Consider the following 12,914-nt stretch of genomic DNA (forward strand, 5'->3'; position numbering starts at 1 on the left):
CTCTGCAGGGCATGAAAAAAACCGCCCAACCGTAAAGTTTTATAGAGTTTAGTAGAGTAACCCTGGCATTTGCCGGGCGCGCTTACCAGTGTCGCGCCAGGCAAGCGCCCGGAAAAGCCGGTGAAATTCCGATTTTTCGTAGAAAGGTTAAGAGCGTCACAAAATTCTGCCAGGCTGTTGTGAGTCTACAGAGGAGACCCATCATGGACTTAGCCGTATTCGATCTCGACGAAACCGTTATCTGCGCAGACAGCACCGGCCTCTGGCTGCGCTGGCTGGTATCGCAGGGCTTTGCCCGTGAAGAACTGCTGGCGCAAGAGCAGGCGCTAATGGCGCACTACTACGCCGGCACGCTGGCGATGGAAGATTATATGGCGCTGACGCTCTCCCCGCTGGCTGGTCTGGCGGCGCCGACCGTTGCAGGCTGGGTGCGCCGCTGGATCCAGCGCGACATTTTGCCGCGCGTCTATCCGGAAGCGCGTGACCGCATCAGCTGGCACCAGCAGCGCGGCGACAAAGTAGTGATCTGCTCCGCCAGCGGCGAACATCTGGTGACGCCGATAGCCGAACGGCTGGGCGCGCACGGCGCGCTGGCGATTGGCGTCGAGGTGGTGGATGACCGCTACAGCGGACAAACCTACGGCACCATGACCTATAAAGAGGGCAAGGTCACGCGGCTTACCGACTGGCGCGCCCTGCAGCAGGAGCAGGATTTCGCCCGCACCTGGGCCTACAGCGACTCGATGAACGACCTGCCGCTGCTGGCGCAGGCCGATCACGCGCTCGTAATTAACCCGGATGCGCTGCTGCATCAGGAGGCGCTGAACCGCGGGTGGCAAGTCTGCCGCTGGGCGCGCTGATTAACCTCGGGACGCGCCGGCCGCCTCGGCGAGTCCCACCTTCAGCAGCTTGCCGTTGTCGCTGTCGGTGAGCACATAGAGATAGCCGTCCGGCCCCTGACGCACGTCGCGGATACGCTCGTCGCGATCCCTAAGCAGACGCTGCGTCTCGACGACCTTTTCGCCATTAACGCTGAGCCGTATCAGGCTCTTCTCCTTAAGCGCGCCGATAAACAGCGAGTTTTTCCACTGCGGAAAGCGCGCGCTGTTATAGAAGGCCATGCCGCTCACCGCAGGCGACTGTTTCCAGTAAAACACCGGCTGCTCAGTGCCCTCAACGTGCGATCCTTTCGCCTCCGGCACCCTGCTGCCGTTGTAGTCGATGCCCCAGGTCGCCAGCGGCCAGCCGTAGTTTTTGCCTTTCTGCGGGATATTCACCTCGTCCCCGCCGCGCGGGCCGTGCTCGCTTTCCCATATCTGCTGCGTCCAGGGATTCAGCGCCAGCCCCTGCGGATTGCGCAGGCCATAGGCCCAGATCTCCGGACGCGCGCCGCTGCGGCCGACGAAAGGATTATCTTTCGGCACGCTGCCGTCCTGATTCAGCCGCAGGATTTTGCCGGTCAGCTTGTCGAGATCCTGCGCGCTGCCGCTGTGAAAGTTATCGCCGAAAACGATATAGAGATAGCCGTCGCGATCGAAAGCCATGCGCGTGCCGAGGTTATTGCCCGCCGAAAGCGCCGGCGTCTGACGGATCACCGGCCTGAAGCCGGTCAGCTGCCGGTTATCGGCGCTGAGCTGGCCGTAACCGACCACCGCGCCCAGTTCGCCGCTGTCGCTGGCTTCGGTATAGCTAAGCCAGACGCGGCGGCTCTGCGCGAAGTCCGGCGCCAGCACCACGTCGAGCAGTCCCGCCTGGCGGCGCACCGTCGCTTTCGGCACCCCTTCGATCGGCTGCGACAGGCCGCTGTCGGGCCGCCAGCTGCGCAGCTCTCCGCTCCGTTCAGTTATCAGCAGCGTCTGATTGTCGGGCAGAAACGCTACCGACCAGGGATGATTAAGCTTGTCCTGCAAAACCTGAACCTGCAGCTCCTCCGCCAGCGCGGGGAGAGTAAACAGCGCGCCGCCGAGCAGCAGCGCAGCAGTCAGTCGGGCCATAGTGTGCTCCAGTCATCAGGGGATGAGCTTAAGCGTAGCCAGCGCGACCCGATAATGTTCAGGCTTTACAAAAGATTAAACAAGGCGTCCCTGCCCTCGGCGTGCGACTCAGGGCGCGCTGAAGTGCACGGCGTCGCTGACCGTATCGTCAATGGCGCTTTTCACGTCGCCGTAGGTGATAGGCGCGCTGCTGTTGTTCAGCGGCTTGCCGAACGCCTTGCGCACCACTTTGATCAGCGGCTTGCCGGTCTGGGCGTCGCGCGCCTCGATCTCCAGAAACAGCGCGCTATTCTGGGTGCGGTGGCCGGTGGCCGCCATGGTGCTGGCGATCACCGCCGCTGCCGGCACCACCTCATAGAACTGAACGCCCTCGTTTTCCGCCGTCACGCCGGTAATGGCGCTGCGCACAATCAGCGTATGCGGGCCAGGCTGGGTCACCAGCTTTTTACGTTCGCCAATTGCCGCCTTAAGTCGCGTATCGGTGTAGCTGCGGATCTGATCCAGCGTCTGCTGGCTGACGCGCGCCGTCGGCTTCGCCGCCGGATAGTAAACCACCGGCGTATAAACGACCGAGGTATAGTCGCCGTCGCGGTAGTCGGGCGAGATCCAGCGCAGCGTGGGGCGATTGCTGGCGGAGGTGGCGGGCTTAAGCTGGCTGTAATCAGTGATAAAACCGGAATATTGCTGTTTATCGGCAACGTGCGAGGTGCATCCCGCCAGCAGCATGGCGCTCGCCAGCAGGGTCAACAAGGAAATTTTGCGCATAGTGAGTTCTCAAGTGGAAACAGGACGTTAATAGCTTAGATAATCCGTTGAGAACGCGCCGGGAGAAATAGAAAGAAAATGCCCGCTGCGCGTGCAGCGGGCGGGAGGCTTACTCGAAGCAGGTTTCCGGGTTATCGGAGAGAGAGATAAAGCTCTTGCCGCCTTCGGTCAGCGCCATAATTTTGCCTGATTCGATATCGTAGACCCAGCCGTGCAGGCGCACTTTGCCTTTACGCAGCGCCAGCGCCACGGATGGATGTGTCTTGATGTTGTTCAGCTGGGCGATGACGTTCTCTTTGACCATCTCGTTCAGCTTCGCTTCCGGCGTCTCATATTCTCGCTCTTCCACCACGGTTTTCGCCGCATCGGCGTAGTGCAGCCAGTGATCGACCGCCGGCATATTGTCCATGCACTGACACGAGGCGATAGCGTTCATCGCGCCGCAGTTGGAGTGACCGCAGATGATAATTTCGCTTACGCCCAGCACCATGACCGCATATTCGATGGTGGCCGATACGCCGCCTGGCTCTGGCCCGAACGGCGGCACGATGTTCCCCGCATTGCGGATCACGAAGAGCTGCCCCGGCTCCTGCTGGGTCACCAGCTCCGGTACTAAACGGCTGTCGGAACAGGAGATAAACAGCGCTTTCGGATTTTGGTTCGACGCCAGGCTTTTGAAAAGATCCTTCCTTTCAGGAAACACATTCTGTTGAAAACTCAGAAATCCGTTAACGATCTCTTTCATCATTGCGCTCTCACATTATCCACTTAGTCGACTGCGGCGACAGGTGTCCGCAGCTGCCTTGTTATCTGCTTATTATTGAATTCACAGTAAATTTGAATTCAGGATTTAAGCACCAGGCCGCGTTAAACTCAACCCTGTTCTGATTATTGACAAATGATGCGCCTGTGACGAATAAGAATTTTCGCTGAAATTCCCGGAGGTTAGCCTCTAACCATCCGGCCGCGACGTTTGCACTTATTTACGTAACATGCGGGCGAATCGCCGCCTTTTTACCAGGCGAAATCACCGCTTATCTCACTGAAAAGACGCCATAATTCCCCCACAAAAAGCACGGCAATTTCAGGCGGAACACGACGAAAACGCGTGCGCGCAATCGCCAGCGTGCCAAATGAGGTCAGCGTCGGAAGGGATGGAGGGCGAAGTTCAGCCGATCGCTGGCATGACTGGTTTAGCCATACAGCTTCTGATGCGCCTGCTTGCGCGTCAGGTAGTCTTCATCTTCGCGCAGGCGATCCCAGTAGGCTTTGAAAACGGCCGCCGCAGCGGCCTTTTCTTCGTCGACGCCGCGCGGCAGTTCGTTGCCGTCGGCGTCGTACTTGCGTCCGCCCTTGTGATTGCTGTAGCGGCGCGCGCGGGTATAGCCCATCTGGATGAACTTGCGCGCCATATCCATACCGACAAAATCATCCTGCGCGCGGTAGGCTTCAAACAGCTCCATGATCTTCGCCGCCGACGCTTCGGCTATCGGCACGGTGCGGAAGCGCCAGTGCGGCAAGATCTCGCTTTTATAGGGCTCCACCATCAGCACGCCCTGCTCGCCGCGCCCGACCTGATAGCGCTCCGGCTGTTTGCGGAAATCGATGGTTTTAAAGTCCTGCTCGTAATCGAATTTTTTCATGTCTTGAGTTTAGGATCGAGTGCGTCGCGTAGCCCGTCGCCAAGCAAATTAAATGCTAAAACCGTGAGAAAAATCGCGAGGCTGGGAAAAATCGCCACGTGCGGCGCCAGTACCATATCGGCGCGCGCCTCGTTGAGCATCGCGCCCCACTCCGGCGTTGGCGGCTGCGCGCCCAGGCCGAGAAACGACAGGCTGGCGGCGGTAATAATCGAGGTGCCGATGCGCATGGTGAAGTAGACCACGATAGAGGAGACCGTGCCGGGCAGAATATGCCTGAGTAGAATGGTGGCGTCGGACGCGCCGATGCTGCGCGCCGATTCGATATAGATCTGATGTTTCAGCACCAGCGTATTGCCGCGTACCAGGCGGGCGAACGCCGGAATGCTGAAAATCGCCACCGCGATAATCACGTTGCTCATGCCGCTGCCCATAATCGCCACTACCGCAATCGCCAGCAGAATGCCGGGAAAGGCGAACAGCACGTCGCAGATGCGCATGGTGACGCGATCCCAGGCGCCCTCGTAGTAGCCCGCCAGCAGGCCGAAGAAGGTGCCGATGGCCGCGCCGATCGCCACCGAAAAGAAGCCGGCGATCAGCGAGATGCGGGTGCCGACCAGCACGCGGCTGAAGATATCGCGGCCCAGCGCATCGACGCCGAACCAGTGCATCAGCGAAGGCCCCTGATTGAGCCTGTCGTAGTCGAAATAGTTCTCGGCGTCGAACGGCGCAATCAGCGGCGCGATAAACGCCAGCACGATCAGCAGCAGCACAAACAGCCCGGCGGTCATCGCCACCGGCTGGCGGCGAAAGCGTCGCCAGAACTCGCTCCAGGGCGTTCGAACCCGATTTTCCGTCGTCAGCGGCAGGCTTTTCAGCACCGCTTCGCGTCGCCAGTTTTTCATTGCGACTCCTTACCTGTAGCGAATAGCGGGATTGATTGCCGCATAGAGCAGATCGACAATCAGGTTAATCAGGATGAACTCCAGCGAGAAGAGCAGCACTTCGGCCTGGATCACCGGGTAGTCGCGCATCTCCACCGAATCCACCAGCAGGCGGCCGAGGCCAGGCCAGTTGAAGACTACCTCCACCACGATCGAGCCGCCGAGCAGAAAGCCGAACTGCAGGCCCATCATGGTGACCACCGGGATCATGGCGTTGCGCAGGCCGTGTTTGACCACCACCAGCGATTCGCGCACCCCTTTGGCGCGCGCGGTGCGCATATAGTCTTCCTGCATCACTTCAACGAACGAGGCGCGGGTAAAGCGCGCCATTACTGCCGCCACGGCGGCGCCCAGCGTAATCGACGGCAGAATATAGTGCCGCCAGCTGTCGGCGCCGACGGTCGGCAGCCAGCCCAGCTCCACCGAAAAAACCTGCATCAGCAGCATGCCGAGCGCAAAGGCGGGAAAGGAGATGCCCGAAACCGCCAGCGTCATGCCGAGGCGATCGGGCCAGCGGTTGCGCCACACGGCGGAGACGATGCCGATCGTCATGCCGAAAATCACCGCCCAGATCATGCTGGCCAGCGTCAGCCACAGCGTCGGCATAAAGCGGGTGGCGATCTCCTCGGCGACCGGCCGCTTCGACACCAGCGAATGGCCGAAATCGCCCTGCAGCGCATTCAGAATAAAGTGCCAGAACTGCTGCGGCAGCGGCTGATCCAGACCCAGCTCCTGGCGCACCAGCGCCACCACCGTGGCGTCGGCGTCCTGACCGGCGATCAGGCGCGCCGGATCGCCCGGCAGCAGGTGCACAAACAGGAACACCAGCACCGCGACAATCAGCAGCGTCGGGATCAGCCCGAGCAGACGTTTAATAAAATAGTTAAGCATGCGAAATCCTGCGCAGCGGCGGCCAGCCCGCGCGGGCTGGCCGGTCGGGTTACTTCAGGTCGGCCTCGTCAAAGCTGAATGAGGTGTCGGGCATCACGTAGAACCCGGTCAGCGACGCGGTGTTGGCGGAAACCAGCTGCTCCACCACCAGCGGGATCCACGGATGGTCGTTCCAAATTTTATCCTGCGCATCTTTATACAGGCTGGCTTTGCGTTCGCGATCGGTGGTCTTCAGCGCATCGGCCAGATCTTTATCCACCTGCGGGTTGCTGTAGAAGGCGGTATTGAAGATCGCCGGCGGCCAGGAGGTGGTGGCAAACAGCGGCGTCAGCGCCCAGTCGGCTTCGCCGGTAGAGGCGGACCAGCCAGTGTAGAACATGCGGACGCCGCTCTCTTTCTCTCCTTTACTCTCCACCTCGGCGGCGCGCTGGCCAGCGTCCATCGCCGTCACTTTGACCTTCACGCCCACCTGCGCCAGCTGCTGCTGGGTAAACTGCAGCACTTTTTGCGCGGTGCTGTGGTTATGCGACGACCAGAGCGTGGTCTCGAAGCCGTTGGGGTAGCCCGCTTCCTTCAGCAGCTCGCGCGCTTTAGCCGGGTTATATTGAATCGCCGGGTAGCGCTGCGCAAAGTCGATCGACGGCGGCACGATGCCGGTCGCCGGCGTCGCGTAGCCGGCGAAGGCGACTTTAGTCAGCGCCTCGCGGTTGATGGCGTACTCTAGCGCCTCACGCACTTTCGGGTTATCGAACGGCTTCTGGGTAACATTGAGGCTGATATAGCGCTGCATGATCGACGGCGAGGTCACCACCTTCAGCTTCGCGTTCTTCTCCAGCAGTTTGGCCTGCTCGAAGGGGATCGGAAACGCGAAGTTCGCTTCGCCGGTCTGCAGCATCGCCGCGCGCGTGTTGTTGTCTACCACCGGACGCCAGGTAATGCTGTCGAGCTTCGGATAGCCTTTCTTCCAGTAACCGTCCCACTTTTTCACCTTCACATAGTCGGTCTGGTTCCAGGTTACCAGCTCATACGGACCGGTGCCGACCGGGTGAAAGCCGATCTCTTTGCCATATTTTTTCAGCGCGGTGGGCGAAATCATCGCGGCGGCCGGGTGCGCCAGATTGTTGATAAAAGCTGAAAAAGGCTGCTTCAGGGTGATCTTCACCGTAGTGGGATCGACGGCCTCGGTGGTGGCGATATATTTAAACAGGTTATAGCGCTTGAGGTGGTTATCCGGATTGCTGGCGCGCTCCAGGTTGACCTTAACCGCTTCGGCGTTAAAGTCAGTGCCGTCCTGGAATTTAATCCCCGGACGCAGCTTAATGGTGTAGGTCAGGCCGTCCGGGCTCGCCTGATAGCTTTCCGCCAGCACGTTGGTCAGCTTCATCTCTTTATCGAAGCCGAACAGCCCCTGATAGAACGATTTCGCCACCGCCTGCGACAGCGTGTCATTGGCGTCGTAAGGATCGAGCGTGGTGAAGTTAGACCCGACGGCGATAACCGCGTCTTTTGCCGCCCAGGCGGGCAGCGCCGCCATGGCGCTCATCACGCCCGCAGCCAGTAACCCTTTACGCATTGCGTTGTGCATCGTGTTCTCCTGTATCCCTGCTTAGTGTGATTGTGATGTCAGGTACTGCTGATAGCGTGGCGCGCGACGAAATGGCCCGGCGCCACCTCCATCAGCGGCGCGACTTCAGGCTCGTCGCCCAGCGCGCGCACGGCGCTGGGTATTTCATCCACCATCAATGCGCGTTCGCGCCGACGATGCGCCGGATCCGCCACCGGCACGGCGGCCATCAGCTTGCGGGTGTAGGGGTGCCTCGGCTGCTCGAACACCGCCTGGCGCGGCCCCATTTCAACGATCTGTCCCAGATACATAACCGCCACGCGATGGCTGATGCGTTCGACAACGGCCATATCGTGCGAAATAAACAGGAAGGCGATGCCGAATTCGCGCTGCAGATCGAGCATCAGATTGACGATCTGCGCCTGAATCGACACGTCGAGCGCCGACACAGACTCATCGGCGATAACCACTTTGGGATTGAGCGCCAGCGCGCGCGCGATGCAGATGCGCTGGCGCTGGCCGCCGGAAAATTCGTGGGGATAGCGCTGCGCGTGCTCCGGCAGCAGCCCCACCTTTTCCAGCAGCCAGGCGACGCGCTGTTCCGCCTCGCGACGCGGCATCACCTTATGCACCAGCAGCGGCTCCATAATAGAGAAGCCCACCGTCAGGCGCGGATCGAGCGAGGCGTAGGGATCCTGAAAGATAAACTGGATATCGCGCCGCAGATGCGCCAGCGCCGAGCCGGCGAGCCTGTCGATGCGCTGGCCGTTAAAGGTAATGGTGCCGCCCTGGCTCGCCACCAGCCGCAGCAGCGAACGCCCGGTGGTGGATTTGCCGCAGCCCGATTCGCCTACCAGCGCCAGCGTCTCGCCGGCGTAGAGATCGAAACTCACCTTCTCTACCGCGTGCACGCGACGCTTCACGCGGTTAAGCAGGCCGCCGCGAATATCGAAGCGCGTTACCAGATCGCGCACCTGCAAAATCGGGTCGAGATCGCGACGCGCGGTGTCCTGCGGCGTCTCCGGCTCCGTCTGACCGCCGGCGTGCAGCAGGGGAAAACGCGCGGGCAGCGGCTGACCGCTCATCGCGCCGAGCTTCGGCACCGCCGCCAGCAGCGCCTGGGTATAGGGCTGCTGCGGCGCGTCGAACAGCTGCTGCACCGGCGCGCTCTCCACCACGTCGCCGCGGTACATCACCTGGACGCGGTCCGCCATTTCGGCCACCACGCCCATATCGTGGGTGATAAAAATCACCCCCATCTGCATCTCTTTTTGCAGCACGCGGATCAGCTGCAGGATTTGCGCCTGAATAGTGACGTCGAGCGCCGTGGTCGGCTCATCGGCGATCAGCAGCGCGGGACGGCACGACAGCGCCATGGCGATCACCACGCGCTGGCGCATGCCGCCGGAGAGCTGATGCGGATAGCGCGACAGCACGCCCTGCGCTTCGGGAATGCGCACCAGATCGAGCATACGGCGCGCTTCCGCCAGCGCCTGCTGATGGCCTTTCCCCTGATGCAGGCGGATCGACTCGGCGATCTGCTCGCCGACGGTGAAAACCGGGTTGAGCGAGGTCATCGGCTCCTGAAAAATCATCGCCATGTCGGCGCCGCGTACGCGACGCATCACGCCCGGCGCTGCGCGCATCACGTCCAGCAGCTCGCCGCTGCGGCGGCGCAGCACTATATCGCCGCTGACCTCGCCGCCCGCCTGCTCGATTAGCCGCATCAGCGCCAGCGAGGTGACCGATTTGCCGGAGCCGGACTCGCCGACGATCGCCAGGGTTTCGCCGCGCTGCACCTCAAGCGAGAGATTGCGCACCGCATGCGTCACGCGCCCTTCATGGCTGAAGCGCACGTTGAGATTGCGTACCGCCAGAACCTGATCCGGCGCCATTTGCTGCGTCATGCCTGCTCCTTAGCCTTCGCGGTAGATGCCGACCTCAATCTCTTCGCCCACGCGCGCTACGCCGCGGTACATGCCTTCGCTATTGAACGGCAGCGCCACGTTGCCGAAGCGGTCGATGGCGATCAGGCCGCCGCTGCCGCCCAGCTCGGGAATGGCGTCGTGGATGACGTTAACGCACGCCTGCTGCAGCGAATGGCCGCCGTAACGCATCTGCGCGGCAATATCGTAGGCCGCCAGGGTGCGAATAAAGACTTCACCCGTGCCGGTGCAGGAGACCGCCACCGTATCGTTGCTGGCGTAGCAGCCTGCGCCCGGCAGCGGCGAGTCGCCGACGCGGCCCGCCTGTTTGTTGGTCATGCCGCCGGTCGAGGTGGCGGCGGCAAGGTTGCCCTCCGCATCGATCGCCACCGCGCCGACGGTGCCGAATTTACGGTCGGGATCGAGCGGGTCGTCCGATTTCGCCGCGCCGTCGTGATCCAGCACCATCTCGTCGCTGGCCAGCGCGCGCTGCAGCTGCTCCCAGCGTTCCGGCGTCGAAAAGAAAGTGGGTTCGACCTCTTCCAGCCCGTTATCTCGCGCGAACTGCTCCGCGCCCGCGCCGATAAAGAGCACGTGCGGACTCGCTTCCAGCACCTTGCGCGCCGCCAGCACCGGATTGCGCAGGCGCGATACGCCCGCCACCGCGCCTACCGCCAGCGTGCGGCCGTCCATCACGCAGGCGTCGAGCTCGTGCGTGCCCTGATGGGTGAAGACCGCGCCCTTGCCGGCGTTGAACAGCGGGCACTCCTCCAGCAGCCGCACCGCTTCGGTCACGGCGTCCAGCGCGCTGGCGCCCTGCGCCAGCATCTGCTGTCCCGCGCTAAGGATATCGCTCAGCGCCTGACGATACGCCTGCTCTTTTTCTGCGCTCATTGCCGAGCGCGTAATGGCGCCTGCCCCACCGTGAATGGCGATGACTGCTTTAACCATAACGCTTGCCCTGTCCTTTTACCGGAGTGAAAACACTGATTTAAAATGGTTTTCAGCCAATTTAAATGATTTTTGACTATAGAAAGCCTGTCAAAGCTTGTAAAGGGGAAACTGGCGCGTCAGCCATAACCTTTTATTGTGGCTTATGCCGCGGCGGAAATGTGACTCTGCTGGCAATTAGCACCATAATAGTCAGCAACTGTCTTTACTCAGGTTGCTAATACGATGGAAAGCTTTACCGCAGGATTAATTTCTCTGGAAGAGGCGCAGGCGAAAATGCTGGCGCAGCTTCAGCCTCTCCGCGATCGCGTCAGCGTGCCGCTGGCGGATGCGGTTGGTCGCATTACCGCCTTGCCGGTCACCTCACCAATCGACGTGCCGCCGTTTGATAACTCGGCGATGGACGGCTACGCCGTGCGGCTGGCCGATATTCAATCCGATCGACCGCTAAAGATCGCCGGCAAAGCCTTTGCCGGCGCCCCTTTTGACGGCGACTGGCCGGCGGGCAGCGCGGTGCGCATTATGACCGGCGCGCCGGTGCCGCCAGGCTGCGAAGCGGTGGTAATGCAGGAAGAGACGCGCGAGGTTGAGGACGGCATTGTGATTAACGCACCGGTTCGGGCGGGACAAAATATCCGCCTGATCGGCGAAGATATCCGACGCGACCAGCCGGTGCTGGCGGCGGGCGTGCGCCTCGGCGCAGCGGAGCTGCCGCTGCTCGCCTCGCTCGGCCTTGCCGAGGTGAGCGTGCTGCGCAAGCTGCGCGTCGCGGTTTTCTCCACCGGCGACGAGCTGCAGCCGGTCGGCCAGCCGCTGGCGCCGGGCCAGATCTACGACACTAACCGTTTTGCCGTCTCGCTGATGCTGCGCAAGCTCGGCTGCGAGGTGATCGACCTGGGCATTATCAAAGACGATCCGCAGGCGCTGCGTCATGCTTTCGCAGAGGCGGATCGTCAGGCCGACGTGGTGATCAGTACCGGCGGCGTGTCGGTGGGCGAAGCGGATTTCACTAAAACCATGCTGGACGAGCTGGGCGTCATCACCTTCTGGAAGCTGGCCATCAAGCCGGGCAAGCCTTTCGCCTTCGGCCGTCTCGCCAGCAGCTGGTTCTGCGGGCTGCCGGGCAATCCGGTGTCGGCCGCCGTCACCTTCTATCAGCTGGTGCAGCCGCTGCTCGCCGCCCTGACCGGCCAGAGCGAATCGCCGCTACCGCCGCGCCTGCGCGCGCGCGCCGCCTCACGCCTGAAAAAATCACCCGGCCGCCTCGATTTCCAGCGCGGCATCATGCGTCGCGGCGAGGACGGCGAGCTGGAGGTACAGAGTACCGGCCATCAGGGCTCGCACGTCTTTAGCTCTTTCGCCGCCGCCAACTGCTTTATCGTGCTGGAGCGCGATCGCGGCGCGGTCGAGCCGGGCGAATGGGTCGAGGTTGAGCCCTTCAACGCGCTGCTGGAGGGGTGATGCTGCCTGAACTCAGCGATCAAGAGATGCTGCGCTATAACCGTCAGATCGTGTTGCGCGGCTTCGACTTCGACGGTCAGGAGAAGCTCAAGGCGAGCCGCGCGCTGATTGTCGGTCTTGGCGGGTTGGGCTGCGCGGCGTCGCCTTATCTGGCCGCCGCGGGCGTCGGCGCGCTGACCCTGCTCGACTTCGATACCGTCGCGCTGTCGAATCTGCAGCGTCAGATCCTGCATCACGACGCGGATATCGGCCGCGCCAAGGTCGACTCGGCGGCGGAGAGTCTGTCCGCCATCAACCCGCATGTGCATATCGATACCGTTAACGGCATGCTGGAAGATGAGGCGCTTGAGGCGCTGATCGCCAGGCATCAGGTGGTGCTCGACTGTACCGACAACGTGCAGATCCGCGAACAGCTGAACCGCCTTTGTCGGTCGCGTGGCGTGCCGCTGGTTTCCGGCGCGGCGATTCGTATGGAAGGCCAGATTAGCGTCTTTACCTGGCAGCCGGGCACGCCCTGCTATCGCTGTATTAGCCGCCTGTTCGGCGAGCAGACGCTAAGCTGCGTCGAAGCGGGCGTGATGGCGCCGCTGGTCGGCGTGATCGGCGCCATGCAGGCGATGGAGGCGATTAAAGTGTTGACGGACTTTGGCGCGCCCGCCGCGTCGCGGCTGCTGATGTATGATGCGATGAACGCGGAGTTTCGCAGCGTGAAGGTGGCGCAGGATGCGCACTGCGAAGTGTGTGGTAAATAATAAAGGGGATAGCTTACGCTATCCCCT

Annotated in this window: 12 protein-coding genes; 3 read left to right on the forward strand and 9 right to left on the reverse strand. The window is 61.7% G+C overall.

Annotation, left to right across the window (positions count from 1 at the left end; genetic code table 11):
- The first annotated feature begins 203 nt into the window (after positions 1 to 203).
- A complete protein-coding gene (locus B3229_RS05980; RefSeq protein WP_286870088.1) occupies positions 204 to 860 on the forward strand; it encodes an HAD family hydrolase in 657 nt (218 codons plus the stop codon).
- Here B3229_RS05980 and B3229_RS05985 read toward each other — a convergent pair whose 3' ends face one another.
- The 9 genes from B3229_RS05985 to B3229_RS06025 form a co-directional block, all read right to left on the reverse strand.
- Positions 861 to 1,994, reverse strand: coding sequence for a PQQ-dependent sugar dehydrogenase (locus tag B3229_RS05985; protein WP_286870090.1), 1,134 nt, complete (start codon positions 1,992 to 1,994; stop codon positions 861 to 863).
- A 108-nt stretch (positions 1,995 to 2,102) separates the two neighbouring features.
- Positions 2,103 to 2,759, reverse strand: a complete 657-nt coding sequence (locus tag B3229_RS05990) for a DUF3313 domain-containing protein (protein WP_286870093.1) — start codon at positions 2,757 to 2,759, stop codon at positions 2,103 to 2,105.
- Between the two features lie 109 nt (positions 2,760 to 2,868).
- The gene (locus tag B3229_RS05995) at positions 2,869 to 3,504 is read right to left on the reverse strand and encodes a carbonic anhydrase (RefSeq protein WP_048782805.1); all 636 of its coding nucleotides are present in this window, start codon (positions 3,502 to 3,504) and stop codon (positions 2,869 to 2,871) included.
- A 448-nt stretch (positions 3,505 to 3,952) separates the two neighbouring features.
- Entirely contained in the window at positions 3,953 to 4,402 is a 450-nt protein-coding gene (locus B3229_RS06000; RefSeq protein WP_033751401.1) for a DUF4385 domain-containing protein, read from the reverse strand.
- Positions 4,399 to 5,304, reverse strand: coding sequence for a glutathione ABC transporter permease GsiD (gene gsiD, locus B3229_RS06005; RefSeq protein ID WP_286870095.1), 906 nt, complete (start codon positions 5,302 to 5,304; stop codon positions 4,399 to 4,401). Before gsiD ends, B3229_RS06000 begins: the two co-directional genes overlap by 4 nt.
- Positions 5,305 to 5,313: 9 nt before the next feature.
- Positions 5,314 to 6,234: a glutathione ABC transporter permease GsiC gene (gsiC, locus tag B3229_RS06010; RefSeq protein ID WP_033751407.1), complete on the reverse strand. Its 921-nt coding sequence runs from the start codon at positions 6,232 to 6,234 to the stop codon at positions 5,314 to 5,316.
- 49 nt (positions 6,235 to 6,283) lie between these two features.
- Complete coding sequence (gene gsiB, locus B3229_RS06015) at positions 6,284 to 7,819, reverse strand: glutathione ABC transporter substrate-binding protein GsiB (protein ID WP_048782797.1); 1,536 nt, start codon at positions 7,817 to 7,819, stop codon at positions 6,284 to 6,286.
- Between the two features lie 38 nt (positions 7,820 to 7,857).
- A complete protein-coding gene (gene gsiA / locus B3229_RS06020) occupies positions 7,858 to 9,705 on the reverse strand; it encodes a glutathione ABC transporter ATP-binding protein GsiA (RefSeq protein ID WP_286870097.1) in 1,848 nt (615 codons plus the stop codon).
- Positions 9,706 to 9,714: 9 nt separating this feature from the next.
- Complete coding sequence (locus B3229_RS06025; protein ID WP_286870099.1) at positions 9,715 to 10,674, reverse strand: isoaspartyl peptidase/L-asparaginase family protein; 960 nt, start codon at positions 10,672 to 10,674, stop codon at positions 9,715 to 9,717.
- A gap of 225 nt (positions 10,675 to 10,899) precedes the next feature.
- Between B3229_RS06025 and moeA the strand changes: the two genes are divergently transcribed.
- The gene (gene moeA / locus B3229_RS06030; protein WP_048780889.1) at positions 10,900 to 12,135 is read left to right on the forward strand and encodes a molybdopterin molybdotransferase MoeA; all 1,236 of its coding nucleotides are present in this window, start codon (positions 10,900 to 10,902) and stop codon (positions 12,133 to 12,135) included.
- Complete coding sequence (gene moeB, locus B3229_RS06035) at positions 12,135 to 12,887, forward strand: molybdopterin-synthase adenylyltransferase MoeB (protein ID WP_048780890.1); 753 nt, start codon at positions 12,135 to 12,137, stop codon at positions 12,885 to 12,887. The genes moeA and moeB overlap by 1 nt, the downstream gene beginning before the upstream one ends.
- Positions 12,888 to 12,914 lie beyond the last annotated feature (27 nt).

The sequence above is a fragment of the Pantoea sp. UBA5035 genome, assembly GCF_002415245.1.
GTDB lineage: Bacteria > Pseudomonadota > Gammaproteobacteria > Enterobacterales > Enterobacteriaceae > Pantoea > Pantoea septica.

Excerpts from the sequence above, each read along its gene's own strand:
- gsiB (WP_048782797.1), bottom strand. The coding sequence starts at position 7,819 with ATGCACAACGCAATGCGTAAAGGGTTACTGGCTGCGGGCGTGATGAGC.
- B3229_RS05995 (WP_048782805.1), bottom strand. The coding sequence starts at position 3,504 with ATGAAAGAGATCGTTAACGGATTTCTGAGTTTTCAACAGAATGTGTTT.
- moeB (WP_048780890.1), top strand. The coding sequence starts at position 12,135 with ATGCTGCCTGAACTCAGCGATCAAGAGATGCTGCGCTATAACCGTCAG.
- B3229_RS05985 (WP_286870090.1), bottom strand. The coding sequence starts at position 1,994 with ATGGCCCGACTGACTGCTGCGCTGCTGCTCGGCGGCGCGCTGTTTACT.
- gsiC (WP_033751407.1), bottom strand. The coding sequence starts at position 6,234 with ATGCTTAACTATTTTATTAAACGTCTGCTCGGGCTGATCCCGACGCTG.
- moeA (WP_048780889.1), top strand. The coding sequence starts at position 10,900 with ATGGAAAGCTTTACCGCAGGATTAATTTCTCTGGAAGAGGCGCAGGCG.
- B3229_RS06000 (WP_033751401.1), bottom strand. The coding sequence starts at position 4,402 with ATGAAAAAATTCGATTACGAGCAGGACTTTAAAACCATCGATTTCCGC.
- gsiA (WP_286870097.1), bottom strand. The coding sequence starts at position 9,705 with ATGACGCAGCAAATGGCGCCGGATCAGGTTCTGGCGGTACGCAATCTC.
- B3229_RS05990 (WP_286870093.1), bottom strand. The coding sequence starts at position 2,759 with ATGCGCAAAATTTCCTTGTTGACCCTGCTGGCGAGCGCCATGCTGCTG.
- B3229_RS05980 (WP_286870088.1), top strand. The coding sequence starts at position 204 with ATGGACTTAGCCGTATTCGATCTCGACGAAACCGTTATCTGCGCAGAC.
- B3229_RS06025 (WP_286870099.1), bottom strand. The coding sequence starts at position 10,674 with ATGGTTAAAGCAGTCATCGCCATTCACGGTGGGGCAGGCGCCATTACG.
- gsiD (WP_286870095.1), bottom strand. The coding sequence starts at position 5,304 with ATGAAAAACTGGCGACGCGAAGCGGTGCTGAAAAGCCTGCCGCTGACG.